Raw genomic sequence first — 26,823 nt, forward strand, 5'->3', positions numbered from 1 at the left:
ATCCTCGGCGCAGCCGCTGACAGGATGCAGCGGCCGTCCAGGCCGTGGCGACCCGACGCTGCGGCCAGACCGGCTGTCCCGCAGCCATCCCGCCGGGGGCAAGCCCCCAGGGAGTCGCCCTGACTGCGACCGGGCTATTCGGTTCTGCAAAACAGGAACGGGCCGGGCCGATCGCGTAGCCTAATGGGTCGACACGCCGTCCGATGAGCAACCCCCTCCGCAACGCCACCTTCCGCCAGCTCGCCGCCTTCAACGCGGTCGCGCGGCTCGGCAGCGTGTCGCGCGCGGCCGACGAGATGCACCTCACGCAGCCGGCGGTGTCGATCCAGCTCGGCATCCTGGAAGACGCGGCCGGCACGCCGCTCCTGCGGCGCAGCGCGCGGGGGGTGAAGCTCACCGAGGCCGGCGAGCTGCTGGCCGGCTACGCCAGCCGCATCCTCGACCTGTGGGGCGAGGCCGGCGACGCGATGGCGGCGCACTGCGGCGACATCGCCGGCCTGCTGCGCATCGGCGCCGTGACCACCGCCGAGTACCTGCTGCCGCCGCTGCTGCTGGAGTTCGTGCGCGAGCACCCGCAGGTGAAGGTGAAGCTGCAGATCGGCAACCGCGCCGACGTGGTGAACCAGCTCGCCGGACAGGACATCGACCTGGCCATCATGGGCCGCCCGCCCGCCGAGCTGAAGACCATCTCCGCCGCGTTCGCGAAGCACCCGATGGCCTTCGTCGCCGCGCCGTCGCACCCGCTGATGACCACGCCCAAGCCCGGCCTCGCTGCGCTGAACCAGGCCAACCTGCTGGTGCGCGAGCGCGGCTCCGGCACGCGCACCACGGTCGAGCAGTTGTTCAAGGACGCCGGCGTGTCGCTGACCATCGGCTCCGAGATGTCGAGCAACGAGGCCATCAAGCAGATGTGCGCGGCCGGCTTCGGCGTGGCCTTCCTCTCCTTGCACTCCTGCGTGCTGGAGCTGGAGACCGGCATGCTGGCCATCCTGCCGATGCCGGACTGTCCGATCGAACGCGACTGGCACGTGATGCACCTGGCCGGCCGGCCGGTGCCCGCCGCCGCCGCCGCCTTCGAGCAGTTCCTGCGCGTGCATGGCCAGGCCTGGATCCACTGGCGGCTGGAGCACATGCGGCGCAAGAGCGCCGCGGCCGGGGCACCGGCCGTGAGCGCTGCCGCCGCGGAGCCGACCGTCCCGGCGCGCAAGAAGGTGGTGCGCAGCGCGGCGTGACCGAGGCAGCCGGGCGCGCGTCCCCGCGCCGCCTCAGCCCTTGGCCGCCGCGCTGATCGAATCGGCCTTCGCGAGCAGCGCCTCGGCCATGCGGATGCTGGCGATGTCGATCAGGCGGCCGTCGAGCGAGACCGCGCCGCGGCCTTCCTTCGCGGCCTGCGCCATCGCCTCGAGGATGCGGCGCGCCTTGGTCACCTCGGCCTCGGACGGCGTGAACACCCCGTTGGCCAGCTCGATCTGCGACGGGTGGATCGCCCACTTGCCCTCGTAGCCCAGCACGGCCGCGCGGTTGGCCGCGGCCCTGTAGCCGTCGGGGTCACCGAAGTCGCCGAACGGGCCGTCGATCGGGCGCAGGCCGTAGGCGCGGCAGGCCACCATCATGCGGGTCTGCGCGGCATGCCAGGGGTCGGTCCAGAACGCCTGGCGGTTGCCCTGCTCGTCCTTGTCGGTCAGCACCACCGAGTCCTTGTTCACGCCGCCGATCACCGTGGTGCGGGCGCGCGTCGACGCGGCGTAGTCGGCCACGCCGAAGCTCATCGCCTCCAGCCGCCGGCTCGACTGAGCGATCGCCTCGACGTTGGCCATGCCGAGCGCCGTCTCGATCAGCACCTCGAAGCCGATGCGCTTGCTGCGCCCCTTGGCGTTCTCGATCTGCGTGACCAGCATGTCGATCGCGTACACGTCGGCGGCGACGCCGGCCTTCGGGATCAGGATCATGTCGAGCCGCGGGCAGGCCTCGACGATGTCGACCACGTCGCGGTACATGTAGTGGGTGTCGAGGCCGTTGATGCGGATCATCATCGTCTTCGTGCCCCAGTCCACCTCGTTGAGGCCCTGGATGATGTTCTTGCGCGCCTGCGGCTTGTCGTCGGGCGCCACCGCGTCCTCGAGGTCGAGGAACACGATGTCGGCGGCCGACGCGGCGGCCTTCTCGAACATCGCCGTGTTGGTGCCAGGCACGGCCAGCTCGGAGCGGTGCAGGCGCGGCGTGGCCTGGTCGATGATGGTGAAGCTCATGGCAGCAAGTCCTCGATGATGGAAAAGGGGAAAGCGGAGAAAGGCAGTGGGTCGCCCGACGCGTCAGCCGGTGGCGCCCAGGCCGGCGGCCGCGCAGTTGATCGACAGCAGGAAGGCGGTGCGCACGTCGTCGTCGCCGCCGTCGCGCAGCGCGCGCAGCAGTTGCACCTGCTCGCGGCTGACCTGGTTCATGGTCTGCAGCCGGCGCGCCAGACGGCGACGCAGCTGCGGGAAGCGCTCGGCCACCTGCCTGCCGCCCGACACCTTCAGCACCATCTCGCAGGTGAGGCGGTACTCGCGCTCGATGGCCTGGAAGATCGGCTCTCGCACCGCCGGGTCGGCCACCAGGCCGGCGAACTCGCGCGCGATGTCGAGGTCGACCGTCAGCAGCGTCTTCTCCACCTCGTCGATCACGGTGCGGAACAGCCGGCCCTCGTGGAACATGCGCTGCAGCAGGTCGAGCCCGCGCGCCTTGCGCACCTCGACGAAGGCCGCCAGCCCGCTGCCCAGGCCGTACCAGCCGGTCAGCATGTGGCGGTTCTGCGTCCACGCGAACACCCAGGGGATCGCGCGCAGGTCGGCCAGCGTGCGCGCCTGCGTGCGCCGCGCCGGCCGCGAGCCGATGTTGAGCAGGGCCAGCTCCTCCAGCGGGCTGGAGCCCTGCAGGTAGGCGAGCAGGTGCTCCGACTCCATCAGCTGGCGGTAAGCCGTCCACGACACGCCGGAGATCGCCTCCATCGCCTCGTCGAACTCGTGCTTGGGCACCAGCGCGGACTCGCGCTCGGACAGCAGCACGTGCTGCAGCACCGACGACGCGAGCAGCTCCACCTGGTAATGCGCGGTGCCGCGGTTGGCGTACTTGTACGACACCACCTCGCCCTGCTCGGTGCTGCGGAAGCCGCCGCGGATCGAGCCCGCGGGCAGCGCCGCGATCGCGCGGCCGGTGGGCGCGCCGCCGCGGCTCACCGAGCCGCCGCGGCCGTGGAAGAAGGCGATCTTGACGCCGAGATCCTCGCCCAGCCGCGTCATCGTCGCCTGCGCCTTGCTCAGCTCCCAGTTGGCGGTGAAGTAGCCTCCATCCTTGTTGGAGTCCGAGTAGCCGATCATCACCTCCTGCACGTTGCCGTGCAGGCGCAGCGAGCGCTGCACCAGCGGCACCGCGAGCAGCTCCTTCAGGATGGCCGGCGCGCGCCGCAGGTCGGGAATGGTCTCGAGCAGCGGCACCACCGGCAGCGTGCAGCGCTCCACCGCCTGCGCATCGTTGAACAGCCCGGCATGCTTGGCCAGCAGGTAGACGCCCAGCACATCGGTGGCGCTGTGGGTCATGCTGAGGATCAGCGTGCCGAAGGCCTCGCGGTCGACGCGGTCGCGCATCTCGGCGACTGTGCGGAAGGTCGCCAGCGTCTCCTGCGCCTCCGGCGTGAGGCCCGCGGTGGCGAGCGGCGCCTCGCCGGCGCGGCGCGGCGCGGCCAGCTCGGTGAGCAGCCAGTCCTTCCACTCGGCGCTGTCGCTGGCCGGCGGCTCGCTGCCCCGCACGGCACGGTAGAGCTCCCCGAGCGTGGCGTTGATGCGGATCGTGTTCTCTCGGATGTCCAGGCGCACCGTCGCGAAGCGGAAGGTGCGCACCTCGCGCAGCAGCGGTGCGAGGAAGGTCTTCGCGAGCGGCTGGGCGCCGGTCTCGACCAGTGCACGGTGCATCAGCTCGATGTCGCCGATCAGCTGGTCGGCATGCTCGTAGGGCGCGGCATCGCGCGCGGCGTCGGCCGGCTCGGGCTGCTCGCCGTTGCGTGCGATCGTCGCGTCGAGCCTGGCCAGCATGCCGGCGATGAACTGCCGGAACAGCTCGCCGGGGTTGCGCGCGGCCACGCCGGCGCCGTCGGGCAGTGCAGCCAGCGCCGCGGCGACGGCGGCGCGGAAGTCCTCCGGCAACGCGGCGGCCCGCTCGCTGATGCTGAGGTTGCGCGCCAGGTCGGCCAGCCGGCTGCGGTAGCGGCGCAGGCTCGCCAGGCGCATCTGCCACAGCGTGTGGCGCGTGACCGTGCTGGTCACGAAGGGGTTGCCGTCGCGGTCGCCGCCGATCCACGAGCCGAAGCCGAACACCACCGGCAGCTCCAGCGTCTCGCCGGGGAACTGCTTCGCGAACGCGGCCTCGATGCGGCCGTAGAGCTGCGGCACGACGTCGAACAGGTTCTCGTCGAAGAAGTACAGGCCCCAGGCCACTTCCTGGTCCACCGTGGGCTTGTCGAGCTTCAGCTCGCCGGTGAGCCACAGCAGCTCGACCTCGTCGCTGATCGCGCGGGTGAGGTCCTCGCGCTCGCGGTCGGTCCAGCGCGGCGACTCCAGGTCGAACAGGCGCAGGTAGATGCGGCGGTGGCGTTCGAGCACCGTCACGCGCTTGGCCTCGGTCGGGTGCGCGGTGATGACCGGGCGGATGCGCAGGCTGCACAGCGCCTCGCGGATCTGCTTCGCATCGAGACCGGCCTCGACGGCGGTGTGGAACACGTGCGCGAAGGTGCCGCGCACCTGCGCATGGCCACGCTGGCGCTCGACCTCGCGGCGGCGCCGCATGTCGCGGTTCTGCTCGGCGATGGCGAGCAGCTGGAACCAGATCGCCTGCGCCTGGATCGTGCGGGCCAGCAGGCGGGTGGACATGCGCTCCAGCGGCGCCTCGCCGCGCAGCACGCGCGCGACCTCGGGCTCGTAGCGTTCGATGACGCCGATCAGCGCCGCACGCAGCAGCTCCGAGCGGGCCAGCGCGTCGGCGCGTTCGGCGCCGGCGGCCGACTCGTCGGGGTCCGCGAGGTCGGGGCGGGAACGTTCGCCCATCACTGCACGCGCGTCAACGCCTGCGCGACGGTCTTGCCCAGCTCGGCCGCGCTCGGCGACACCAGCAGGCCGTAGGAACGCATGATCTCGGCCTTCTCGGCCGCCGTGTCGCCCACCGCGGAGATGATGGCGCCGGCATGGCCCATGCGGCGGCCCTTCGGCGCGGTGAGGCCGGCCACGTAGCCGACCACCGGCTTGCTCATGTGGGCCTGGACCCAGGCCGAGGCCTCGGCCTCCTGCGGGCCGCCGATCTCGCCAATCATGATCACGGCCTTGGTCTCCGGGTCCTGCTCGAAGCGCTCGAGGTGGTCGAGGAAGGAGCTGCCGTTGATCGGGTCGCCGCCGATGCCCACGCTGGTGGTCACGCCGATGCCCAGCGCCTTCATCTGCGCGGCGGCCTCGTAGCCCAGCGTGCCCGAGCGCGACACGATACCGACGTTGCCACGCTGGTAGATGTTGCCCGGCATGATGCCCAGCATGGCCTTGCCGGCGCTGATGATGCCGGCGCAGTTGGGGCCGACGATGGTGGTGCGCTGCTCCTTCGCGTAGCGGCGCAGGTAGCGCTTCACGCGCATCATGTCCTGCGCCGGGATGCCGTCGGTGATGATGCACACCAGCTTCAGGCCGGCGTCGGCCGCCTCCATCAGGGCGTCGGCGGCGAACGGCGGCGGCACGAACAGCAGGCTGGCCTCGGCGCCGGTGTCTCGGACCGCTTCCTTGACGGTGTTGAACACCGGGCGTTCCAGGTGGCGCTGGCCGCCCTTGCCGGGCGTCACGCCGCCGACCACGTTGGTGCCGTAGGCGATCATCTCCTTCGCGTGGAAGGTCGCCTTGTCGCCGGTGAAGCCCTGCACGATGACGGGGGTCTTCTCGTCGATCAGGATGCTCATGGGTGTCTCGCTTTCTCGTCGGTGAGGGTCGTCGTCGTCAGGCTCAGGCGGGCACGTGCTCGCGCGCGGCCTGCACGGCCTTCTGCGCGGCCTCGGCCAGCGAGTCGGCGGTGATGATGGGCAAGCCGCACTCGCGCACGATCTTCTGGCCCTCCTCCACGTTGGTGCCGGCCAGCCGCACGATCAGCGGAACGCGCAGGCCCTTGGCGGCCTGCACCACGCCCTGCGCCACCCAGTCGCAGCGGTTGATGCCGGCGAAGATGTTGACCAGGATCGCCTTGACGTTGCGGTCCGACAGCACGAGGTTGAAGGCCTGACCGACGCGCTCGGGCGAGGCGCCGCCACCGACGTCGAGGAAGTTCGCGGGCTCGCCGCCGGCGTACTTGATCATGTCCATCGTCGCCATGGCGAGGCCGGCGCCGTTGATGATGCAGCCGATGTCGCCTTCGAGGCCCACGTAGTTCAGGCCATGCTGGTTGGCGGTGGCCTCGCGCGGGTCCTCCTCGGCCACGTCGCGCATCTCGGCGATCTGGCGGCGGCGGAACAGCGCGTTGTCGTCGAAGCTCATCTTGGCGTCGAGCGCCAGCACGCGCTGGTCCTTGGTGACCACCAGCGGGTTGATCTCGACCATCGTCGCGTCGAGGTCGCGGAAGGCGCGGTAGCAGCCCATGATGGCCGTGACCGCCTGGCTCACCTGCTTGATGTTGAGGCCCAGGCCGAAGGCGATCTCGCGCGCCTGGAAGGGCTGCAGGCCCACCGCCGGCTCGACCTCGATCTGCAGGATCGACTCGGGCTTGTCGTGCGCGATCTCCTCGATCTCCATGCCGCCGTTGGCCGAGGCGATGACGCGGATGCGCTCGATCTTGCGGTCCAGCACGAAGCCCAGGTAGAGCTCGCGCTCGAAGGGTTCGGCCTGCTCGACGTAGAGGCGGTTGACCACCTTGCCGGCCGGGCCGGTCTGGTAGGTCACCAGCGTGGCGCCGAGCATCGCCTTCGCGGCGGCGGCCACTTCCTGGTAGGTGCGGCACAGCTTCACGCCGCCGGCCTTGCCGCGGCCGCCGGAGTGGATCTGCGCCTTCACGGCCCAGTGCCAGCCGCCGAGTTCGGTGGCGGCGTAGACGGCCTGGTCGGCGCTGTAGGCCACGCTGCCGCGCGGCACCGGCACGCCGAAGCCGGCGAGCAGTTCCTTGGCCTGGTACTCATGAATGTCCATCGTGGTCTCCTGTGGGTTCTGTGGAATTCGGCGGGCGGCGAGCAGCCCGGCTCAGCCGAGCTTGGCCTTGACCGTGTCGTGCACGCGCTCGGAGAGCGGCCCGCATTCGGCGAGCAGGCCCTGCAGCTCGGTCAGCGCGCGGTCGGCCCAGGCGCGGTCCTTGATCTGCGGCGCGTTGATGTGCACGTTGAGCGCGGCGCTGCGCAGCGCGGCCCAGGCCGCGACCACGCCGACACCGACGTCGCTGATGACATTGAGGTTGCCGTGCGCGACAGCGCGTTCGGTCAGGCGCACTGCCTCGGCGCAGGCGCGGGCACAGGCCAACGGTGCCTCGGTGGCCAGCTTCAGGCCGGCCTGGATGGCCGCGCTGCGCGCGGCCTTCTCGTCGTCGCTCGCCTTCGGCAGCTTGTAGGCGGCCATCAGCGTGTCGAAGGCCGCCACGTCCTCGGCCACCATGTCGGCCAAGCGCACGCGCAGTGCCTCCGACTCGGCCAGCAGCTGGCGCATCTCGGTCTCGACGGCCTCGTAGCCCTTCTTGCCGATGGTGAGGTTGGCCACCATCGACACCAGCGCGGCGCCCATCGCGCCCATGATCGCGGCGGCGCTGCCGCCGCCCGGCGTGGCGTTGCCGCTGGCCAGTGCGTCGAGAAACTTGCTTGTCGTCAGATCGTCAATCACGTTCATGTCTCCTTCACACACCCCGTCCGCATCTCACGACCCCCCGAGTGGCCGCCGCGGGTCCGGCTTGGCCGGCCCGCCAGCGGCGCCCCCTCGGGGGGAGCGGCGCAGCCGCAACGGGGGGGTCGTCATCTACCCCACCATGGTTTTCGCGATGGCGTAGATCTCTTCGCCGTCGAGCACGAGATCCTGCTGTTCGAACATGCGGGCGATGCAGGCGCGGTGCAGCGCGATCTTCAGCGCGCCGAAACCGATGGCGCCGAACACCGTCTTGCCGTGACGCTGCGCACCCTTGTCCATCATGTCGATGCCCTCGATGCCCAGCGTGGGCGTGGCGTTGGCGTCCGACAGCAGCTCGAGCTGCGGGTGGTCCTTCCAGGCCGCCTCGTCGAGCAGCGCGACACCGGCCGCGCCGGTGGCGAACACCAGGTTCGCGCCTTCGATGGCGCGGGCGCGGGCCGCGTTGTCGTCCGCCTCGATCGCGTCGACCTCGATCTTGAAGCGCTCGGCGATGGCCCGTGCGGCCGCCTGCGCGCGCTCCAGCGTGCGGCTGGTGATCGCCACGCGCGCGCCCTCCTTCGCCAGCATCACCGCGGCGCGCTGGCCCACCGGGCCGGTGCCGGCCAGCACCACGGCGCGCTTGCCGGCCAGCGAGCGGCCGTGCGCCAGCCACGCCACACCGGCCGCGGCGGTGGTGTTCGAGCCGTTGCTGTCGAGCATCACCGACACGCGGAAGTTGGCGAAGAACTTCTTGCGCACCGCCTTGAACAGCGCCTCGCCGTCGGCCATGTTGGACCCGCCGACGAAGATCGCGGTGTTCTTCTTGTCCTTCGGCGCGCGCGTGAAGATCGCGCCGTCGACGAGCCCGCCCACGTTGGCCGGCGTGATGCCGCCATAGGCCGTCACGTGATCGGCGCCGCCGTCGTAGGCGACGACGTTGTCGAACACTGCCGGATGCGGGTCGGTGTCGAATTGGTACAGCAGTTTCTTCATCGCCGGCTCCTCAGGTCACCAGATGCTGCGGTCGGCCTTCGGCCCACCGATCGATGTTGTCGATGAGCTGGTCGGCCAGGAACTGCATCGCGCCGTCCGAGGCCCAGGCCACGTGCGGTGTGAGGATGAAGTTCGGGCGCCGCACGTCCAGCAGCGGGTGGCCGTTCTTCGGCGGCTCGGTGGTGAGCACGTCGAAGCCGGCGCCGGCGATCAGGCCTTCGTCGAGCGCCTGGATCAGCGCCGCCTCGTCGACCAGGCCGCCGCGCGAGGTGTTGATCAGCAGCGCATTGCGCTTCATGCGGCGCATCTGCTCCAGCCCGATCAGGTTGCGCGTCGACGGCGTCAGCGGGCAGTGCATCGAGATCACGTCGCTCTCGGCAAGCACCTGCTCGAAGGGCGTGAACTCAACGCCCGGCATCTTCGGCGGCTCGTGGTCGGCGAAGAGCACCTTCATGCCGAAGCCACGCGCGATCGCCGCGGTGCCCTGGCCGATCGCGCCCTCGCCGATGATGCCCAGCGTGGCGCCGTGCAGGTCGCCGATGTCGTGCGTGAAGAAGCAGAACTGGTCCGACTTCTGCCACACGCCCGCCTCCACGTCCTGCCGGTAGGCCAGGATGTTGCGACGCAACGCCAGGATCAGCGCGAAGGCATGCTCCGGCACCGTGTGCACCGCGTAGTTGCGGATGTTGGCGACCGCGATGCCGTGCTCCTTGCAGTAGGGCACGTCGATCACGTCGTAGCCGGTGGCGGCCACCGCGATCATCTTCAACTGCGGCAGCTGCTTCAGCGTCTCGGCCCGCAGCGGCACCTTGTTGGTGATCGCCACGGTCGCGCCCTGCAGCTTCGCGACCACCTCGTCGACCGAGGTCTTGGCGTGCTCCACATAGCTCTCGGCCTGCGCCGGCTTGCGGACCTTCGCCTTCAGCGATTCACGGTCCAGGAACACCACGGAATGGCTCATGTCAGTCTCCATCGTTCTTCATCACCACCCACTCACCCAACCACTGCGCAGCCGCGCGGCCGCCGCGGATCCGGCTCCGCCGGTCCGCCTGCGGCGCCCCCTCGGGGGGAGCGCCGCAGGCGCAACGGGGGGGTCGATCAATGCGCGCCCTCGGTCGACCCCATCGACTGCGACGCATACACCACCTCGCTGCGGGCGACCTTCTTCTTGGGCACGTTGTCGTGGGTGCGGAAGTACTTCTGCGCCGCGGCCACGCCCGAGCCCGGCTCGATCCTGATGCCCACGTCGAGCATGGACATCTCGGCGCCGGCCAGCGCGCCCAGCACCATCAGCTCGTTCAGGTCGCCCAGGTGGCCGATGCGGAACACCTTGCCGGCCACCTTGCTCAGGCCGGCGCCCAGCGACAGGTTGTAGCGGCGGAAGGCCACGTCGATCACGTGCGCGCCGTTGATGCCCTCGGGCACGACGATCGCCGACACGGTGTCGGAGTACCACTTCGGATCCTTCGCGCACAGGCCGAGCTTCCAGCCGTCCAGCACGGCTGCGCGCACGCCCGAGGCCAGGTATGTGTGGCGCCAGAAGATGTTCTCCAGGCCCTCTTCCTTGATCATCGTCAGCGACTCGCGCAGGCCGTAGAGCATCGGCAGCGCCGGCGTGTACGGGAAGTAGCCGGTGGCGTTGGCCTTGATCATGTCGCCGAAGTCGAAGAAGCAGCGCGGCGCCGTCGAGGACTCGCGCGCCTTCAGCGCCTTCTCGCTGGCACACACGATGCCCAGGCCGGCCGGCAGCATCAGGCCCTTCTGCGAGCCGCTGACGCAGATGTCCACGCCCCACTCGTCCATGCGGAAGTCGATGCTGCCCAGCGAGCTGACCGCGTCGACCAGCAGCAGCGCCGGATGCCTGGCGTCGTCGAGGGCCTTGCGCACGCCGGCGATGTCGCTGGTCACGCCGGTGGCGGTCTCGTTGTGGGTGGCGATCACCGCCTTGATCTTGTGGCCCTTGTCCTTGGCCAGGATCTCGGCGTACTTCTCGACCGGCACGCCCTCGCCCCACTCGCACTCGACCGTCTCCACCTGGAAGCCCAGGCGCGTGATCATGTCGATCCAGAGGTGGCTGAACTGGCCGAAGCGCGAGGCCAGCACCAGGTCGCCGGGCGACAGCGTGTTGGTGAGCGCCGCTTCCCAGCCGCCGGTGCCGGTGGCGGGGAAGATGATCGGCGTGCCGGTGGTGGTCTTGAAGACCGCCTTCAGGTCCTCGAGCACGCTCTTGGTCAGGTCGGGGAACTTGGACGAGCGATGGTCTTCCATCGACACGACCATCGCGCGTTGCACGCGCTCGGGCACGTTGGTGGGTCCGGGAACGAACAGGAAATTGCGGCCAGCCATGTGAGTCTCCTTGGTTGCTGGGATTCGGAATCGGTGGGTCGTCGAAGTGCAGGGAAAGTGCGCGCGATCAGAGTCCGTGGACGTCGGCGCCGTAGACCGGGAATCGCCGGCACAGCGCCGTGACCTCGGTGGCGACGCGCGCGATCACGGCATCGTTTTCGGGTGCCTCCAGCACGTCGGCCATCAGGTTCGCGATCGCGGTAGCTTCGGTCGTGCCGAAGCCGCGCGTCGTCATCGCCGGGGCGCCGATGCGGATGCCGCTGGTGACGAAGGGCTTCTCGGGGTCGTTGGGGATGGCGTTCTTGTTCACGGTCATGTGCGCACGGCCGAGCACGGCCTCGGCGGCCTTGCCGGTGATCTTCTTGGCGCGCAGGTCGAGCAGGAACACGTGGCTCTCGGTGCCGCCAGAGACGATGCGCAGGCCGCGCTCGGTGAGCGTCCTCGCCATCGCCTTGGCGTTGGACTTGACCTGCTGCTGGTAGGTCTTGAACGCCGGCGAGGCCGCCTCCTTGAAGGCCAGCGCCTTGGCGGCGATCACGTGCATCAGCGGGCCGCCCTGGATGCCGGGGAAGATCATCGAGTTGAGCGGCTTCTCGAACTCGGCGTTCGACAGGATCAGGCCGCCGCGCGGACCGCGCAGCGTCTTGTGGGTGGTCGAGGTCACGAAGTGCGCGATGCCGACCGGGTTGGGGTATTCACCCGCGGCGATCAGACCGGCGTAGTGCGCCATGTCGACCAGCAGGTAGGCACCGTTCCGGTCGGCGATGTCGCGCAGGCGCTGCCAGTCGATCACCATCGAGTAGGCCGACGCGCCGGCGACGATCATCTTCGGCTTGTGCGTCGCGGCCAGTTCGGCCACCTGCGCGTAGTCGATCGTCTCGGTCTCGGGCTCCAGGCCGTAGGACACCGCCTTGTAGAGCTTGCCGCTGAAGCTCACGCTCGCGCCGTGCGTCAGGTGGCCGCCGTGGGCCAGCGACATGCCCAGGATGGTGTCGCCGGGCTGCAGCATCGCCATGTAGACGGCGGCATTGGCCTGCGAGCCCGAATGTGGCTGTACGTTTGCATATTCGGCGCCGAACAAGGCCTTCGCGCGATCGATCGCCAGCTGCTCGGCGACGTCGACATGCTCGCAACCGCCGTAGTAGCGCTTGCCGGGATAACCCTCGGCGTACTTGTTGGTCAGCACCGACCCCTGCACCCGCATCACGCCGGGGCTGACGTAGTTCTCGGAGGCGATCAGCTCGACGTGGTCTTCCTGGCGTTGCAGCTCGTGCTGCATCGCAGTCCACAGCTCGGGATCGGTATCGGCAATGCGCAGGGAGGGATCGAACACGGCGGGCTCCAGTCGGGTTGATTCGGAGGTCCGTTGCGACTTTGGAAGCCGCTGCAGACCGTGAAGAAAGTCTAGGAGCGGGTCGTCGAAATGACTCATTAGTCTTTTTGGCCGACCGGCTCAGAAAGACCAATGACCGGCGGCGCGCACCGCGCCTAACATCGTTCGCAAGCCGTCCGGCGACGAGCCGGTCTGTTGAAATCGATCCACCGCAACCCCCGACCACCGGTCGCACAACGACATGCCTTCCCAGGGTCCAGACCTGCTACGCCGGATGTTCGATGCCGCAGTCGCGGCGGCCGCGCCCTCGCGCTGCCTGGGCGCGCATCTGCCCCCACTGCCGCGCGGGCGCACGCTGGTGATCGGCGCCGGCAAGGCTGCCGCATCGATGGCCCGGGCGCTGGAGTCGCAATGGCCCGGCGAGCTGTCGGGCATGGTGGTCACGCGCTACGGCCACCGAGTTCCGACCGAGCGCATCGAGGTCGTCGAGGCGGCCCATCCGGTCCCGGACGCCGCGGGCCGCGCGGCCGCCGGCCGCATGCTGGCGATGGTGCAGGGTCTGCGCGAGGACGACCTGGTGATCTGCCTGATCTCCGGCGGCGGCTCGTCGCTGCTGGCGCTGCCGGCCGAGGGCCTGACGCTGGAGGACAAGCAGGCGGTGAACCGCGCGTTGCTGAAGTCGGGCGCCAACATCACCGAGATGAACTGCGTGCGCAAGCACCTGTCGGCCATCAAGGGCGGCCGCCTGGCCGCCGCCTGTGCGCCGGCCCAGGTGCTGACGCTGACGATCTCGGACGTGCCGGGCGACGACCCGTCGGTGATCGCCTCGGGCCCGACCGTGGCCGATGCGACGACCTGCGCCGACGCGCTGGCGATCCTGACCAAATATGCGATCACCGAACCGAAAGCGGCGATCGACCACATCCGCCGCGGCCACGACGAGACGCCCAAGCCCGGCGATCCGCGCCTGGCGCGGGCCCGCCAGGTGATGGTGGCGACGCCGCAGATGTCGCTCGAGGCCGCGGCCGGCGTGGCGCGCGCAGCCGGCATCCAACCGGTGATCCTGGGCAATGCCCTCGAGGGCGAAGCCCGCGAGATGGCGCTGGTGCATGCCGGCATCGCTCGCCAGGTGGCCGAGCACGGCCAGCCGGGCAGGACACCCTGCGTGCTGCTGTCCGGCGGCGAGGGCACGGTGACCGTGCGCGGTCAGGGCCGTGGCGGGCGCAACGCCGAGTTCCTGCTGGCGCTGGCGGTCGCGCTCGACGGCCACCCGCGCATGCACGCGATCGCATGCGACACCGACGGCATCGACGGCACCGAGGACAACGCCGGGGCACTGCTCGGCCCCGACACGCTCGCGCGCGCCCGCGCGCTGGGCCTGCATGCGCCGGCCTTCCTGGCCAACAACGACGGCTACAGCTACTTCTCGGCGCTCGGCGACCTGGTGGTCACGGGCCCGACGATGACCAACGTGAACGACTTCCGCGCGATCCTGATCGAGTGACGCGACGACAGGCGCGCCTCCGCTTTCCTTCCATCCCACCCGCACAAGACGAGAGAGAGACAAGATGGCCTCCGACATCGAAATCGCCCAGAAAGCCACCCTCCGGCGCATCACCCAGGTGGCGAGCGACAAGCTCGGCATCGCCGACGAGCACCTGGAGCCCTACGGCCACTACAAGGCCAAGCTCTCGCTCGACTACGTGGATTCGCTGAAGGACCGCCCGAACGGCAAGCTGATCCTCGTCACCGCGATCAGCCCCACGCCGGCCGGCGAAGGCAAGACTACGACTACCGTGGGCCTGGGCGACGCGCTCAACCGCATCGGGAAGAAGACCCTGGTGTGCCTGCGCGAACCCTCGCTGGGCCCGGTGTTCGGCATGAAGGGCGGCGCGGCCGGCGGCGGCCATGCACAGGTGGTGCCGATGGAGGACATCAACCTGCACTTCACCGGCGACTTCAACGCGATCCAGCTGGCCAACAACCTGCTGGCCGCGATGATCGACAACCACATCCACCACGGCAACGAGCTCGACATCGACGTGCGGCGCATCACCTGGAAGCGCGTGCTCGACATGAACGACCGCGCGCTGCGCGACATCACCTGCTCGCTCGGCGGCCCCGGCAACGGCTACCCGCGCGAGGACGGCTTCGACATCGTGGTGGCCTCGGAGGTGATGGCGATCTTCTGCCTCGCCACGTCGATCCAGGACCTGAAGGAGCGCCTGGGCAACATCGTGGTCGGCTACACCCGCCAGCAGAAGCCGGTGACCGCGCGCGACCTCAAGGCCCATGGCGCGATGACCGTGCTGCTGAAGGACGCGCTCAAGCCCAACCTGGTGCAGACGCTGGAGAACAACCCGGCCATCCTGCACGGCGGGCCGTTCGCCAACATCGCGCACGGCTGCAACTCCGTGATCGCCACCCAGACCAGCCTGAAGCTGGCCGACTACGTGGTCACCGAGGCCGGCTTCGGCGCCGACCTGGGGGCCGAGAAGTTCATCGACATCAAGTGCCGCAAGTCCGGCCTGCGCCCCGACGCGGTGGTGCTGGTGGCCACCATCCGCGCGCTCAAGTTCCATGGCGGCGTCGACGTGAAGGAGCTCAACACCGAGAACCTCGACGCGCTGGAGAAGGGCATCGCCAACATCGAGCGCCACGTCGCCAACATCCGCGAGCACTACGGCCTGCCCTGCGTGGTGTCGATCAACAACTTCACCTTCGACACGCCGGCCGAGCTGAAGCTGCTGCAGGACCGCATGGCGAAGCACGAGGTGCCGGTGATCGTGGCGCGCCACTGGGCCGAGGGCGGCAAGGGCGCCGAGGACGTGGCGCGCGCGGTGGTCGAGATCGTCGAGAAGGGCCAGAGCGGCGCCGCGGGCTTCAAGTTCGTCTACGACGAGTCCCTGCCGCTGATGGACAAGATCACCGCGATCGCCACCAAGATCTACGGCGCGGCCAAGGTCAACGCCAGCGCCAAGGTGGCCGGCGAGATCAAGAAGCTGCAGGACGCCGGCTACGGCCACTACCCGGTGTGCGTGGCCAAGACCCAGTACTCGTTCTCGACCAACCCCAGTGCGCGCGGCGCACCGTCGGGCCACACGATCGACATCCGCGAGGTGCGCCTCGCCGCCGGCGCGGAGTTCATCGTGATGATCTGCGGCGACGTGATGACGATGCCCGGCCTGCCCAAGGTGCCGTCGGCCGAGAAGATCGACCTCGGCGACGACGGCAAGGTCGTCGGCCTGTTCTGAGCGGCCCCTCACCGTCCGGAGCCCTTGCCATGCTGGCCCCCCTGCGCGCCGACGCCGCGCCCGCACTGCGTGTGCGCCGCCCGCGCCAGGGCGCCGACCTCGCCGCCTGGCTGGCCCACGCCGATGCGCTGCACGCGCAGACCATCGACATGGGGCTGGAGCGCGTCGTCAAGGTGCGCGACGCTCTGGGCCTGAAGCCCGGCTTCCCGCTGATCACCGTGGCCGGCACCAACGGCAAGGGCTCGACCTGCGCGCTGCTCGCGTCGGTGCTGGGCGCCGCGGGCTACCGCGTCGGCGTCTACAGCTCGCCGCACCTGCTGCGCTACAACGAGCGCGTGCGCATCGATGGCGCACCGGTCGGCGACGCGGCGCTGTGCGCGGCCTATGCGCGGGTCGAGGGCGCGCGCGGCCACACGCCGCTCACGCCCTTCGAGTTCGGCACGCTGGCGGCGATGTGCGTGTTCGCCGAGGCCGACCTCGACGCCGCGGTGCTGGAGGTGGGGCTGGGCGGCCGGCTCGACGCGGTGAACGCCTTCGACGCCGACTGCGCCATCGTCACCAGCATCGGCATCGACCACGTCGAATACCTCGGCCCGACGCGCGAGAGCATCGCGGTCGAGAAGTCCGGCGTGTTCCGCGCCGGCCGGCCGGCGATCTGCGCCGACCCCGAGCCGCCGGCCACGATCGCGCAGGAGGCCCGGCGCCTCGGCGCTCGCCTGCTGCAGAGCGGGCGCGACTATCGGGTGCGCCGCGACCCCGGTGACACCTGGACCCTGAGCCGCCGCAGCGGCGAACTCGGCGGCCTGCCGCTGCCGGCGCTGGCCGGCGACGTGCAACTGCACAACGCCGGCGCCTGCCTGATGGCACTGGAGACACTGGCCCGCACCCTGCCGGTGGACGCCGCGCAGATCCACCGCGGCCTGCGGCAGGTGCAGCTGATCGGTCGCTTCCAGCGCTGGCGGCGCCACCCCGGTGCCCCCGAGGTGCTGCTCGACGTGGCGCACAACCCGCATGCCGCGCAGCGGCTGGCGCTGACGCTGACCCAGCACCCGGTGCCGGGCCGCACGCTCGCGGTGTTCGCGATGCTGCGCGACAAGGACATCGCCGGCACCGCGCAGGCGCTGCGCGACGGCGTCGACGCCTGGTTCGTCGCCGGCATCGCCGAACGGCGCGGCGCCTCGGCCGCCGACATGGCCGCGGCGCTGGACGCCGCTCAGGTGCAGCGCACGGTGCACCTGAGCGCGTCGCCGCTCGACGCCTACCGGGACGCGCTGGCCTCGGCCGGCCCGGACGACCGCGTGCTGGTGTGCGGCTCGTTCTCGACCGTGGCCGCGGTGCTGCGCGAGCTCGAGGCGGAGGCGACGGCGGGCAGTTGATGCGGCGTGGCGCGGCAGGCGTGCCCGCCGCGCAGCATCGAGGACAGGAGCCTCGCCGATCGATCTACAAGCCGTAGCGCTTTCGCCAGCCCGCGGGCACGAGGGCATCGACGACCAGCGCGACGAGCATCGACGCCCCGAGCAGCGGATAGATCAGTCCGAGCAGCAGCGCGACCGCGATCGCGCCGACGGCCGCCCGGTCGCCCGCCTTGCGCGGCGGCGCCGCCAGCCGGCCGTGCGGGCGGCGCTTCCACCACATCACCACGGCCGAGACCGCCAGCACCACGATGGCCAGGCAGGCGGCCAGCATCACGAGCTGGTTGATCCAGCCGAACTGGCGCCCGGTGTGGAGGCTGATGCCCCACTCGGTCGCGCGGCCGACGATGCCGTAGTCGGCGTAGCGGATGTCGGCGAGCACGGCGCCCGAGTAGCGGTCGAGATGGACCACGCGCACCTCCCGGATGTCACCCGGGAAGTGCATCGCGGTATAGGCACCGCGCGGACCGTCGGGCAGGCGCACCGGCGTGCCGGCCGGCACGCCCATCCGCGCCAGGATCTGCAGCGCGTGGTCCAGCCCCAGGCCGTCGGCCTGCAGGGCCTCCGTCGCCGGCGTCGCTGGCGCGACGTGAGCTCCGCCGCCGTGCTCGCCGTGATGCGGCTCGCCGGCAGGGCGAGGCGGCTCCGACGAACGCGGCGGCGGCACCTGACCCACGGCCCAGGGCACCGCCTGCAGGCCGGCCAGCGGGGGCACCGCGGACGGCGGTGCCGGCCCCCACACGTGCTTCGGCACGCCCAGGCCCCGTTCGGCGCTCAGGCGACCGAATTGCTGCCCCCAGAACGCCGACCACGGCATGCCCGTCACGGCCAGGAACACGATCGCCACGGCGGCGACGATCCCGGTCACCGCGTGCACGTCGCGCCACCAGAGGCGCTGCGCCGGGCGCTCGCGCACGGTGCAGACACCGCCCGAGCGCCCGCGCGGCCACCACAGGAACACGCCGGATACGACGAGCACCAGCGCCCAGCCGGCCACGATCTCGATCCAGTGGTTGGCCACCGGGCCGGCGATCGCCAGCGAGTGGAGGCGCTTGACGACCTCCATCAGCCGGTCGTCGTCGCGCAGCCTGCCCAGTTCCCGGCCGTCGGCCGGGTCGAGGTAGACCGCGACGATGCCCTCGGCCGTGCGGATGCCCACCTCGGCGCTGCGGCCTGGCCGGGCCGGCGCGACGAAGCGCACCGCCACGCCGGGTTCGGCCGCGAGGGCCCTGTCGACCAGTGCGGACGCTGCCAGCCCCGGCGCGGGCCCGGCTTCGACGACGCGCAGCCGTGCATAGAGCAGCGACTCGATCGGGTCCTTGAACAGGTACAGCGCGCCGGTCGTCGCCAGCAACGCCAGGAAGGGCAGGCAGACCAGCCCGGCGTAGAAGTGCCAGCGCCAGACGCGCCGGTACAGCGCGGACTCGGAGGTGGCGGCAGCAGCCTCCGCGGGGATCGCGTCGCTCATCGCGGCCTCAGAACTTGAAGCGCGCACCGACGTACACCGAGCGGGGCTCGCCGGGCGTGAGGATGGCCGCGTTGGATTCCGCCCTGTCCTGCACGCTGAACAGCGAGACGTAGTTCCGGTCGGCGAGGTTGCGAGCCTCGGCGTAGAGCTCCCAGTGATCGCGGGTCAGGCCGGCGCGCAGGCCCCACAGGGTGTAGCGGTCGACCGTGTAGGTGTTGGCGAAGTCCGCGTACCGGCGCCCCACGAGATCGAAGGTGGGCCCGGCGAAGAAGCCGCTCGCATGGCGGTAGAGCAGTTCGCCGCGCACCGCATAGGTCGGCGCGGCTGGCAGCCGGTTGTTGCCGTAGTCGGCATCGCCCTTGAAGCGGAAGTGGTTGACCGTCAGGTTGAGCAGCGGCTCGACGCGGTGGGCACCGGCGTCGTCGATCGCCAGGCTGGCGCCCAGCAGGGCCTCGACGCCGGCGTGGACCGTGCCGTCGACGTTGGTCGACAGACTGACGCCGGGCACCGGGGCGCGCGACAGGATCTCGTCGCGCAGCCGTGCGTAGTAGACGGCGACGTCCCAGTGCCATTGGCTGCGGCCCGCGTCGTGCGTGCCGCGCGTGCCGACCTCCAGCACGGTGCCCTTCATCGCCTCCAGCGTCGACTGGTCGCCGCGCACGTCGTCCTCCAGTTCGTAGAGCGTGGGCGCCTCGTACAGGCGGCTCAGGTTGGCGAACAACTGGACGGTGGGTGCCAGCTGGTGGATCAGGCCCACCCGCGGGTTGATGCTGTGGTAGCCGTCTTCCGGGTTGCGCAGGGCACCACTGGACACCGTGGTATTGCGGATCTCGCGGCGGGACGACACGGCCTGCGCGCCGTAGACCGCGGTCCAGTCCGCCGCGAACTGCCAGCGGTCCATCACGAACAGCTCCAGGCTGTCGGCCCGGTTGTCCACCTGCGTCGACAGCGTCGCGGCGCCGCCGGGCTCGTATCCGTAGTTCCCGCCCTTCACGGTGGTGAGGCCCGCGTTCAGGCCGACCAGCAGGTCGTGTTCGCCGATGCGACGCTGGTAGCGCAGCGTGCCGCCGAGGTTGCGCTGCTCGGTGTCGATCAACAGGCTGAAGAACGGCGGCGCGTAGACGATCGGGTGGTAGAGCTGCTGCTCCTCGTACGACAGGCCGGCCGTGAGGCTGCTGTTCGCGTCGATGTCCCACGTCGTCTTGTTGGCGAGGCGCCAGGTCTTCACGTTGTACTGGTAGTCGCCGGCCAGCGCGGCGGCCTGGGCCTGGCGCGGGTTCGCTCGCCATTCGTCGCGCGTCAGCGCGCCCGGCAACTGCTGGTCGTTGTCGATCGCGGTGGCGTAGAAGCGCGTCCGCACGGCATCGCCGAGCTGCCAGCCGGCATTGGCGTAGAGGCCGCTGCGCTCCTGGCGGTGGTGATCACGATAACCGTCGCTGCGCTTGCCCTCGGCGGTGACCAGAGCATCGAAGGCGCCGGCCACCGTGCCCAGCGTGATGCGGGCCTGCCGCTGGCCGTGGCTGCCGCCGTTGAGCAGCAGCTCGTTCGGTGCTCCGTCGCGCGCCGTGGGCGTGATGAAGTCGATCGCACCGCCGAGCGTGCTGGCGCCATAGGTGAGCGCGTTCGCGCCGCGCGCCACGATGGCGTAGCGCGCCGACAGCGGGTCGACGTCGCGGTTGTGGTTGTTGCCGTCGGCGGCGGTCACCGGCAGGCCGTCCTGCAGCAGCTTGATGCCGTTGCCGTCGTAGTTGGTGGCGTCGAGGTTGGAGCCGCGGCTGGACAGGAAGGACGAGTCGCCGGTGCTGCCGCTGGCAGCCCATAGGCCGGGCACGTAGCGCAGCATGTCGGCCAGGCTGGTGACGTTGCGCTGGCGCAGGGCTTCGCCGTCGACCAGCGTCACGGCGCCAGGTGTGACGGCCTGCTCTGCCGTCAGTGCCTTCCTGACCTGATCGGTCTCTCGCTCGGCAGTGATGACGATGGGCGGCAGTTGCGCCTCTTGCGGGCTCTGGGCCTGCGCGATCGCGCACGGGCCGAGGACGAGAGCAGACAGGACTGCGGGTGATCTTGAAAGCATGGTGCGAAGTTCCGGAAGCTGAGTCAGCGCTGCCGCCGGTCGGGCCGGCGTCGGGCGCGCGTCGTTCGGCACGCCGTCGCCGCGCCCTGGGCGGGCCGCAGCGCGAACCGATGCGCACGGAAGCACCGTGTCGATCGGGATGGCGTGGGAGCGTGCGAGGCGGCGTCGGGAACCGCCCGACGCGCCGGTGTCTCAGGCGTGCGCCGGAGGGCCGTGAGAAGGCGGCGTCGGCGCCTGAGCGCGCGTGCGCGGCGCAGGCCGCTCGCGCGCCGGTGCGGGCTCGAGACCGGCCGCGCGCAGCAGCACCGTGTTCGCGACGGGCACCGTCGGTGGCGTGGTCCCGGCCGCGCAAAGCTGCGCGCAAGCGAGGTGATCGGGATGCAGGCCGTCCAGCCCGAGTCCCTCGCGGATCTCGGCGGGCAGCTCGGCCGCGATCGCGAGCGCGCCAGAAGGATCGCCGCACCACCCGAGCAGCTGGGTGCTGGGCGAAGACATGACCGCCGCGTGCGCCACCGGCAGGCAGAGCTGCGCGAACCAGGCCAGCACGGCCAGGACGAGAGCAGAGCGCAGACGGACGATGGACGGACGCATAGGCCGCGGCATTGTAGTGTTCGCCTCCAGCGCTGCGATGTCGCCGCGACGCCGCGGACCCGAGCCCGCGAACGGGCGATGCAGCCCGGCACGTGCGCCATCTCGGTGCTGCGGCGGCGTCCTACGCGGTCGCGGCAACGCGTCCGATGGCTCGGGAGGCCACCCGAGGATGAAATCGTCGCCATGTCCTCCCCACCGTCCGCCATGCCGCTCTCCGCCCTCCTCAAACCGTTTCGGCTGTCCTCGCGGCGCGCCGCCGAGCGGGCCTTCCGGGTCGACTGCGAGCTGACCTACGAGGTCGATGCCCCGACCGACTTCGTGTTCCTGGTGCACGCGCTGAAGGACGCCGAGCAGCACATCGCCGGCGAATCGATCGACTTCCACAGCGACTCCGCCTTCCACGTCTTCGCCGACCCCACGCAGGGGCACCGCTTCACGCGCGTGCACGTCGAGGCCGGCCGCTTCACGCTGCTGTACCGGGCCCTGGTGAAGAAGCGGCCGTTCACGCGCGATCTGCGCGCCCCCGAGCAGCCGATCCACGAGTTGCCCGACCACGTGCTCCACAACCTGGCGCCCACGCGCTACTGCGAGTCGGACCTGCTGGGCCGCGCCGCCTACAAGCTGTTCGGTCACCTGCCACCCGGCCATGCGCGGGTCCAGGCGATCGCCGACTGGATCTTCGAGCACATCGAGTACGCGATCGGCTCGACCGGACCCACCACCACGGCGCGCGAGGTGTTCGTGCAGCGCGCCGGCGTGTGCCGCGATTTCGCCCACCTGGGCGTCACCTTCTGTCGCGCGCTCAACATCCCGGCGCGGCTGGCGGTCGGCTATGCGCGTTTCGACGAGCCGCCCCCCGACTTTCACGCGGTGTTCGAGGCCTGGCTGGGCGGCCGCTGGGTGCTGTTCGACCCGACGCGGATGTCGCCGGTGGACGATCTGGTCCGCATCGCCAGCGGCCGCGACGCCAAGGACGTGGCCTTCGCCACGCTGTTCGGCCCGGCCCGCATGCTGAGCATGAACCCGCAGATCGAGGCGGTGGGCCCGCAGCAGCTGGCGCTCGCCGACGCCGGCGGCTGACCGTTTCCTCTGGCAGCATCGGCGCATGCCGCCGAACACTGCCAGCCTGTCGCTCAAGGGTCTGTGGATCTACACCGCCGCCGTGCTGGCGCTGCTGCTCTGGTCGGGCATCGGGCCGTACGAGCGCGGCACCTGGCTGATGGAGGTGGCACCGGTGCTGATCGCCCTGCCGCTGTTGCTGGCCACGCACCGGCGCTTCCCACTCACGCCGCTGCTCTACGGCCTGATCGCGCTGCACATGGCGGTGCTGATCCTTGGCGGCCACTACACCTACGCACGCGTGCCGCTCGGCCACTGGATGCAGCAGTGGTTCGGCTTCGAGCGCAACCACTACGACCGCATCGGACACCTGATGCAGGGCTTCGTGCCGGCCATCGTGGCGCGCGAAGTGCTGCTGCGGCTCACGCCCCTGGCGCGGCCCGAGATGCGCGGCGGCTGGCTGTTCACGCTGGTCACCGCCGTCTGCCTGGCGATCAGCGCGCTCTACGAGCTGATCGAGTGGGGCGCGGCCGAGGCGCTGGGCGGCGGCGCCGATGAGTTTCTCGGCACCCAGGGCGACCCCTTCGACACCCAGAAGGACATGTTCTGCGCGTGGCTCGGCGCGATGGCCGCTCAGTGGCTGCTGGCGCGCCGGCACGACCGGCAATTGCGGGCGCTGACCGTCCCGAACGGTCCCTGAGCGCCCCGCCACCGGCCCGCCGCCCCCTCACTTCGGGAGGCTTTCCCGGCCCGCAGGCGGCGGCCAGCCACTAGGATGAATCCATTCCTCTGGACGCCAATCCACCAGGAATGATCATCGTCAATTGCCCGGTGTGGCGCGAGCCGCACCGGGCTTCTTTTTGAACCGATGAGCTCAGGGCGGCGTCGGGCGCGCACTGCCCTGCGTCGCCACGCGGCGGCGGCATTCGGCCACCGCGGCCTTGCCGGACAGGCGATCGCAACTCGCCATCGACTCACCACGCAGATCGGCGGCGGGCGGCGGCGGCGCCACCGGTGCGGAGGACGGGGCCCCCGGCGGCGGGGCCGGCTTGCCGAGCGGCACGCTGATCTGCGGATCGCCCGGGTGGGTCGGCGGCAGGGTCTGCAAGGGGCTCGCCGACGCAGCGGCAGGCGGCGATGCGGGCAAGGTCTTCGCCGGCGGCCGCTGCACCGATTGCGCGGCCGGCGGCCCGGGCGGCGCCGGCGTGTCCATCTGCGCGACGGCCAGCGTGCAGGCCAGCGTTCCCAGCCAGCCGGCCGCGAGCCGGCGCCACGATCTCGATGTGCTCATCACACTCTCCTCGATGAGGCTCGCCGCCGTTTCAACGGCGCAGCGTCGCCACGAGCGTGATGCTCGGCACGCTGGCCAGCGCCTTCGACAACGGGCAGTTCTCCTTCGCGCTCTGCGCCAGTTGCTGGAACATCGCCTCGTCGATCCCGGGCACGGCGGCGTCGAGCTGCAGCGCGATGCGGTCGATGACGAAGCCCTCGCCCTGCTTGGCCAGGCGCACGGCGGCACGCGTGTCGACCGCGGTCGTCGCGAAGCCGGCCTTGTCGCAGGCGAACGAGAACGCCATCGTGAAGCAGGCCGCGTGCGCCGCGCCGAGCAGTTCCTCCGGGTTGCTGCCGCGGCGGTCGTCCTCGAAACGGCTGCCGAAGCCGTAGGGGTAGGCCTGCAGCGCACCGGTCTCGGTGCTGACCTGGCCCTGGCCTTCCTTGCCCCGGCCTTCCCAATGGACGCTGGCGTTCTTCTCGATCATGGCAACGGCTCCTGCTGAGTGATGGGCAGCGATCGCAGGGACGGCCATGCGTCCGGGCCTCGCTGATGCCAGTATGGGCAGCGGCACACCGCCGCGCGATGGGACGGCGCCGCGACGCACTGCGGGCCGCGTCCTACAGCGGTGCGCTGCGGCGCGGTCGCCGGTCGGGCAGGAAGCGCCACGCCAGCAGCGCCAGCGCCAGCGCGGCCGGCAGCCACCGCAGGTCGGTCGGCACGGGCTCGGGCTGGGCGAAGGCGGGGTCGCGCATCGCCTGGCCCAGCACGTCGGGCGCGGCCAGGCGCCGGTAGCCGAAGCCCATCAGCTTGGCGAGCGACTGCAGGTGCGGCTCGCGCAGTTCCGACAGGTGCTCGTGGCTCTGCGCCGCCTGCGCGCCGCTGCGCTGCACCACGTCGGTCGCGGCCCAGTAGCCGGCCGGGTTGCCGTCGCGGTCGGTGCGCGGGATGCGCGCCGGCAGGTCGCCGCCCACGCCGATCAGCCAGCCGCCCACCTCGCCGGGCGTGATGTCCTGGATCGGCGGCAGCTCGGCGCCGTCGCGCAGCGGCGGCGACTCCTGGCCGTCGGTGAAGAACACCACGCGCGTGTTCGGATCGATCGCCCGCGCGGTGCGGATGGTCCAGCTCATGCCCTTGCCGATGTTGCTGGCATTGGCCCAGCGCATGCGGCCGTCGATGCGGTCCAGCGAGGCGAGCAGCTCCTCGTAGTGGCTGCACACCTCCACCGGCAGCAGCAGCGGCATCACGCGGTAGTCGGCGAACACGGCCCAGCCGATCTTCGAGCCGCAGGGCATCTCGCGCAGCGCGTCGCGCATCGCCGAGCGGGCATAGGCCAGGCGGCTCAGGGGGGCGCCGTCGCGCTCCACGTCCTCCACGTTCATGCTCTGAGTGATGTCGAAGGCAACCAGGTAGTGGAAGGTCGCCCGCTGCAGCATGAAGGGCGGCAACGCCACCGCGGCCACCAGCAGCAGCAACGCGAGCGTGAGCACGAGGTCCGCACGCCGGCCCTGGCGGACCAGCCAGCGGCCGACCCGCACGACGCGGTTCAAGGCAGGTCCCCCGGGTCCATGCCGCGGAGTTGCACCCGGCGGCGCTCGACCGGCACGTTCGGGTCCTCGGCGTAGGCCTCCTGCTCCTCCGGCGCGAGGCGCAGCGCGCGCTCGAGGTTGTAGCGCGCGTCCCAGTCGCCGGGGTCGGCGCGCAACAGGTCGCGGTAGCGCTGCTTGGCCAGTTCGATCAACGGCGCGGTCTCGGCCGACGGCGCGGCGGCGTCACCGCCCGGCGACGCCGCCAGCGCCTGGCGCAAATACATGTTGCCGAGGTTGAACTGCGCCTGGCGGCCGAGGGCATCGAGCGCACCGGGCTGGATCAGGCCGCTGTAGCTCTTGAAGGCCGCGTCGTGGGCGCCCGCCTGGGCCAGCGCGATCGCGCGCGCCAGCCTCACCTCGCGCGGAGCGTCGCGCGGCGCCGGTGCGTCCTTCTTCTCTGCGTCCTTCTCGGCGGGCGGCCGTGCGGCCGCGGCCACGGCCTCGTTGAGTGCCACCACCTGCCGCCAGTGCAGCCCCTGCCAGAGCAGCACGCCAGCGCAGACCGCCGCCGCCGCCGCGAACACGCCATGCACCGACAGCCTTCTCATGACGCACTCCGTCCGTCGCGCCACGCCGGCGCCCAACTCGGCAACTGCAGCGCCCGGCAGACCAGCAGGCCCAGGCAGCACAGCAGCGCCACGCCGTAGCAGGCCGAACTGAAGTCGCGCCGCGGCACCCGCTCCACCACCGACAGCGGAAAGTTCTGCAGGCGGTCGATCTCGGCCATCGCCGCCGCCATCGCGCTGGCGTCGTCGGTCTGGAACAGCCGATAGGGCGTGGGCAGCGTGCGGAAGAAGCTGTGCAACGCCAGCTCTTCCACCGAGTCGAGGCTGCCGACCGCGTCGGTCGTCAGGTCGGGCGAGTTGGGATTGCTGCGGATGTAGATCCAGTACAGACCGATCTTCTGCCGCACCAGCCCGGCCTCGATGCGCTGGCGCGTGGTCTCGTCGAGCTGCGCGCCACCGTCGGACACCACCAGGATCACGCGGCTGCCGGCATACGGCCGGCCTTCGAACTCGCCGATCGCCGCCAGCAGCGCGCTGCCCATGTGGGTGTCGGGCAGGCCGCGGCCCACGCCGGTGGCGGCCAGGCCGGCCTGGATCACGTCGCCCTGCTGCGTGAACGGCACGATGCGCATCGGGCTGGTGCTGAAGGCCATGAACGCGAAGCGGTCGTCGGGCCGCTTCGCGACGAACTCGCTCAACAGCTCGCGCACCACCTGGCTCTTGGTCGGCATGCTGGCGTTGAACTGCCCTCCGGCCTTCACATCCTTGGGCACCACGTTGGCGTCCATGCTGCTGCTGCGGTCCATCAGGATCAGGATCTCGGCGCCGCGCCCGGTGCGCAGCACCTGCGCACCCGACTGCCCCGGCCCGGCCAGGCCGATCACCACCGCGGCCATCGCCGCGACCGCGAAGGCGCGCCACAGGAAGCCGGCGATGCGCCCGATGCGGTCGACCGGCAGCCAGGCGATGGCCGAGTAGACCAGCGTGTCGCTGCGGCGGCGCAGCAGCGGCAGCGCCGCCAGCGGAAGCAGCAGCAGGAGTAGCGGCTGGACGAAGTCGAGGCCCATGG

General features: G+C 70.9%; 23 protein-coding genes. 6 read left to right on the forward strand and 17 right to left on the reverse strand.

Annotated features, from left to right (window positions below; all coding sequences use genetic code 11):
• Positions 1-203 precede the first annotated feature (203 nt).
• Positions 204-1,232 (forward strand): LysR family transcriptional regulator, encoded by a 1,029-nt coding sequence (locus tag MPE_RS16425; protein WP_011830829.1) that lies wholly within the window; start codon positions 204-206, stop codon positions 1,230-1,232.
• 33 nt (positions 1,233-1,265) lie between these two features.
• Here MPE_RS16425 and MPE_RS16430 read toward each other — a convergent pair whose 3' ends face one another.
• The 9 genes from MPE_RS16430 to glyA form a co-directional block, all read right to left on the reverse strand.
• Complete coding sequence (locus tag MPE_RS16430; protein WP_011830830.1) at positions 1,266-2,249, reverse strand: HpcH/HpaI aldolase/citrate lyase family protein; 984 nt, start codon at positions 2,247-2,249, stop codon at positions 1,266-1,268.
• Between the two features lie 63 nt (positions 2,250-2,312).
• Positions 2,313-5,075 (reverse strand): phosphoenolpyruvate carboxylase, encoded by a 2,763-nt coding sequence (locus tag MPE_RS16435; RefSeq protein ID WP_011830831.1) that lies wholly within the window; start codon positions 5,073-5,075, stop codon positions 2,313-2,315.
• Positions 5,075-5,965 carry a succinate--CoA ligase subunit alpha gene (gene sucD / locus MPE_RS16440; protein ID WP_011830832.1) on the reverse strand — a complete coding sequence of 297 codons (891 nt, stop codon included), beginning with the start codon at positions 5,963-5,965 and terminating at the stop codon, positions 5,075-5,077. The genes MPE_RS16435 and sucD overlap by 1 nt, the downstream gene beginning before the upstream one ends.
• A 43-nt stretch (positions 5,966-6,008) precedes the next feature.
• Positions 6,009-7,178 carry a malate--CoA ligase subunit beta gene (locus MPE_RS16445; RefSeq protein WP_011830833.1) on the reverse strand — a complete coding sequence of 390 codons (1,170 nt, stop codon included), beginning with the start codon at positions 7,176-7,178 and terminating at the stop codon, positions 6,009-6,011.
• A gap of 51 nt (positions 7,179-7,229) precedes the next feature.
• On the reverse strand, positions 7,230-7,862 hold the full coding sequence (gene fchA / locus MPE_RS16450) for a methenyltetrahydrofolate cyclohydrolase (RefSeq protein WP_011830834.1): 633 nt from the start codon (positions 7,860-7,862) through the stop codon (positions 7,230-7,232).
• 126 nt (positions 7,863-7,988) lie between these two features.
• On the reverse strand, positions 7,989-8,849 hold the full coding sequence (locus MPE_RS16455; RefSeq protein WP_011830835.1) for an NADP-dependent methylenetetrahydromethanopterin/methylenetetrahydrofolate dehydrogenase: 861 nt from the start codon (positions 8,847-8,849) through the stop codon (positions 7,989-7,991).
• Positions 8,850-8,859: 10 nt separating this feature from the next.
• Positions 8,860-9,810, reverse strand: coding sequence for a D-2-hydroxyacid dehydrogenase (locus MPE_RS16460; protein ID WP_036230595.1), 951 nt, complete (start codon positions 9,808-9,810; stop codon positions 8,860-8,862).
• Between the two features lie 137 nt (positions 9,811-9,947).
• A complete protein-coding gene (locus MPE_RS16465; RefSeq protein ID WP_011830837.1) occupies positions 9,948-11,195 on the reverse strand; it encodes an aminotransferase class V-fold PLP-dependent enzyme in 1,248 nt (415 codons plus the stop codon).
• A gap of 67 nt (positions 11,196-11,262) precedes the next feature.
• Positions 11,263-12,528, reverse strand: coding sequence for a serine hydroxymethyltransferase (glyA, locus tag MPE_RS16470; protein WP_036230590.1), 1,266 nt, complete (start codon positions 12,526-12,528; stop codon positions 11,263-11,265).
• A gap of 241 nt (positions 12,529-12,769) precedes the next feature.
• On the opposite strand from glyA, the gene MPE_RS16475 reads away from it, so the two are divergent.
• From MPE_RS16475 to folC, 3 genes are all read left to right on the forward strand, one after another.
• Positions 12,770-14,032: a glycerate kinase type-2 family protein gene (locus MPE_RS16475; RefSeq protein WP_011830839.1), complete on the forward strand. Its 1,263-nt coding sequence runs from the start codon at positions 12,770-12,772 to the stop codon at positions 14,030-14,032.
• Positions 14,033-14,096: 64 nt separating this feature from the next.
• Positions 14,097-15,782: a formate--tetrahydrofolate ligase gene (locus tag MPE_RS16480; RefSeq protein WP_011830840.1), complete on the forward strand. Its 1,686-nt coding sequence runs from the start codon at positions 14,097-14,099 to the stop codon at positions 15,780-15,782.
• 29 nt (positions 15,783-15,811) lie between these two features.
• Positions 15,812-17,158, forward strand: a complete 1,347-nt coding sequence (gene folC, locus MPE_RS16485) for a bifunctional tetrahydrofolate synthase/dihydrofolate synthase (protein ID WP_011830841.1) — start codon at positions 15,812-15,814, stop codon at positions 17,156-17,158.
• Between the two features lie 64 nt (positions 17,159-17,222).
• Here the strand turns inward: folC and MPE_RS16490 are convergent, their stop codons facing one another.
• The 3 genes from MPE_RS16490 to MPE_RS16500 form a co-directional block, all read right to left on the reverse strand.
• On the reverse strand, positions 17,223-18,662 hold the full coding sequence (locus MPE_RS16490; protein WP_011830842.1) for a PepSY-associated TM helix domain-containing protein: 1,440 nt from the start codon (positions 18,660-18,662) through the stop codon (positions 17,223-17,225).
• Between the two features lie 7 nt (positions 18,663-18,669).
• Positions 18,670-20,736, reverse strand: a complete 2,067-nt coding sequence (locus MPE_RS16495; RefSeq protein WP_148210974.1) for a TonB-dependent receptor family protein — start codon at positions 20,734-20,736, stop codon at positions 18,670-18,672.
• A gap of 192 nt (positions 20,737-20,928) precedes the next feature.
• Entirely contained in the window at positions 20,929-21,327 is a 399-nt protein-coding gene (locus tag MPE_RS16500; protein WP_011830844.1) for a hypothetical protein, read from the reverse strand.
• Positions 21,328-21,510: 183 nt separating this feature from the next.
• On the opposite strand from MPE_RS16500, the gene MPE_RS16505 reads away from it, so the two are divergent.
• Together MPE_RS16505 and MPE_RS16510 are read left to right on the forward strand one after the other, a co-directional pair.
• The gene (locus MPE_RS16505; RefSeq protein ID WP_237706341.1) at positions 21,511-22,407 is read left to right on the forward strand and encodes a transglutaminase-like domain-containing protein; all 897 of its coding nucleotides are present in this window, start codon (positions 21,511-21,513) and stop codon (positions 22,405-22,407) included.
• Positions 22,408-22,432: 25 nt separating this feature from the next.
• The gene (locus MPE_RS16510; protein ID WP_011830846.1) at positions 22,433-23,086 is read left to right on the forward strand and encodes a DUF2238 domain-containing protein; all 654 of its coding nucleotides are present in this window, start codon (positions 22,433-22,435) and stop codon (positions 23,084-23,086) included.
• Between the two features lie 174 nt (positions 23,087-23,260).
• Here the strand turns inward: MPE_RS16510 and MPE_RS22860 are convergent, their stop codons facing one another.
• From MPE_RS22860 to MPE_RS16535, 5 genes are all read right to left on the reverse strand, one after another.
• A complete protein-coding gene (locus MPE_RS22860) occupies positions 23,261-23,677 on the reverse strand; it encodes a hypothetical protein (RefSeq protein ID WP_011830847.1) in 417 nt (138 codons plus the stop codon).
• 31 nt (positions 23,678-23,708) lie between these two features.
• On the reverse strand, positions 23,709-24,146 hold the full coding sequence (locus MPE_RS16520; RefSeq protein ID WP_041929732.1) for an OsmC family protein: 438 nt from the start codon (positions 24,144-24,146) through the stop codon (positions 23,709-23,711).
• A 133-nt stretch (positions 24,147-24,279) separates the two neighbouring features.
• Entirely contained in the window at positions 24,280-25,209 is a 930-nt protein-coding gene (locus tag MPE_RS16525; RefSeq protein WP_011830849.1) for a VWA domain-containing protein, read from the reverse strand.
• A complete protein-coding gene (locus MPE_RS16530) occupies positions 25,206-25,796 on the reverse strand; it encodes a tetratricopeptide repeat protein (RefSeq protein ID WP_011830850.1) in 591 nt (196 codons plus the stop codon). Before MPE_RS16530 ends, MPE_RS16525 begins: the two co-directional genes overlap by 4 nt.
• Positions 25,793-26,821, reverse strand: a complete 1,029-nt coding sequence (locus tag MPE_RS16535; RefSeq protein WP_011830851.1) for a vWA domain-containing protein — start codon at positions 26,819-26,821, stop codon at positions 25,793-25,795. Before MPE_RS16535 ends, MPE_RS16530 begins: the two co-directional genes overlap by 4 nt.
• Between the last annotated feature and the right edge of the window lie 2 nt (positions 26,822-26,823).

The organism is Methylibium petroleiphilum PM1, assembly GCF_000015725.1.
Classification (GTDB): Bacteria; Pseudomonadota; Gammaproteobacteria; order Burkholderiales; family Burkholderiaceae_C; genus Methylibium; species Methylibium petroleiphilum.

Excerpts from the sequence above, each read along its gene's own strand:
- MPE_RS16425 (WP_011830829.1), top strand. The coding sequence starts at position 204 with ATGAGCAACCCCCTCCGCAACGCCACCTTCCGCCAGCTCGCCGCCTTC.
- MPE_RS16430 (WP_011830830.1), bottom strand. The coding sequence starts at position 2,249 with ATGAGCTTCACCATCATCGACCAGGCCACGCCGCGCCTGCACCGCTCC.
- MPE_RS16435 (WP_011830831.1), bottom strand. The coding sequence starts at position 5,075 with ATGGGCGAACGTTCCCGCCCCGACCTCGCGGACCCCGACGAGTCGGCC.
- sucD (WP_011830832.1), bottom strand. The coding sequence starts at position 5,965 with ATGAGCATCCTGATCGACGAGAAGACCCCCGTCATCGTGCAGGGCTTC.
- MPE_RS16445 (WP_011830833.1), bottom strand. The coding sequence starts at position 7,178 with ATGGACATTCATGAGTACCAGGCCAAGGAACTGCTCGCCGGCTTCGGC.
- fchA (WP_011830834.1), bottom strand. The coding sequence starts at position 7,862 with ATGAACGTGATTGACGATCTGACGACAAGCAAGTTTCTCGACGCACTG.
- MPE_RS16455 (WP_011830835.1), bottom strand. The coding sequence starts at position 8,849 with ATGAAGAAACTGCTGTACCAATTCGACACCGACCCGCATCCGGCAGTG.
- MPE_RS16460 (WP_036230595.1), bottom strand. The coding sequence starts at position 9,810 with ATGAGCCATTCCGTGGTGTTCCTGGACCGTGAATCGCTGAAGGCGAAG.
- MPE_RS16465 (WP_011830837.1), bottom strand. The coding sequence starts at position 11,195 with ATGGCTGGCCGCAATTTCCTGTTCGTTCCCGGACCCACCAACGTGCCC.
- MPE_RS16475 (WP_011830839.1), top strand. The coding sequence starts at position 12,770 with ATGCCTTCCCAGGGTCCAGACCTGCTACGCCGGATGTTCGATGCCGCA.
- MPE_RS16480 (WP_011830840.1), top strand. The coding sequence starts at position 14,097 with ATGGCCTCCGACATCGAAATCGCCCAGAAAGCCACCCTCCGGCGCATC.
- folC (WP_011830841.1), top strand. The coding sequence starts at position 15,812 with ATGCTGGCCCCCCTGCGCGCCGACGCCGCGCCCGCACTGCGTGTGCGC.
- MPE_RS16490 (WP_011830842.1), bottom strand. The coding sequence starts at position 18,662 with ATGAGCGACGCGATCCCCGCGGAGGCTGCTGCCGCCACCTCCGAGTCC.
- MPE_RS16495 (WP_148210974.1), bottom strand. The coding sequence starts at position 20,736 with ATGCTTTCAAGATCACCCGCAGTCCTGTCTGCTCTCGTCCTCGGCCCG.
- MPE_RS16500 (WP_011830844.1), bottom strand. The coding sequence starts at position 21,327 with ATGCGTCCGTCCATCGTCCGTCTGCGCTCTGCTCTCGTCCTGGCCGTG.
- MPE_RS16505 (WP_237706341.1), top strand. The coding sequence starts at position 21,511 with ATGTCCTCCCCACCGTCCGCCATGCCGCTCTCCGCCCTCCTCAAACCG.
- MPE_RS16510 (WP_011830846.1), top strand. The coding sequence starts at position 22,433 with ATGCCGCCGAACACTGCCAGCCTGTCGCTCAAGGGTCTGTGGATCTAC.
- MPE_RS22860 (WP_011830847.1), bottom strand. The coding sequence starts at position 23,677 with ATGAGCACATCGAGATCGTGGCGCCGGCTCGCGGCCGGCTGGCTGGGA.
- MPE_RS16520 (WP_041929732.1), bottom strand. The coding sequence starts at position 24,146 with ATGATCGAGAAGAACGCCAGCGTCCATTGGGAAGGCCGGGGCAAGGAA.
- MPE_RS16530 (WP_011830850.1), bottom strand. The coding sequence starts at position 25,796 with ATGAGAAGGCTGTCGGTGCATGGCGTGTTCGCGGCGGCGGCGGCGGTC.
- MPE_RS16535 (WP_011830851.1), bottom strand. The coding sequence starts at position 26,821 with ATGGGCCTCGACTTCGTCCAGCCGCTACTCCTGCTGCTGCTTCCGCTG.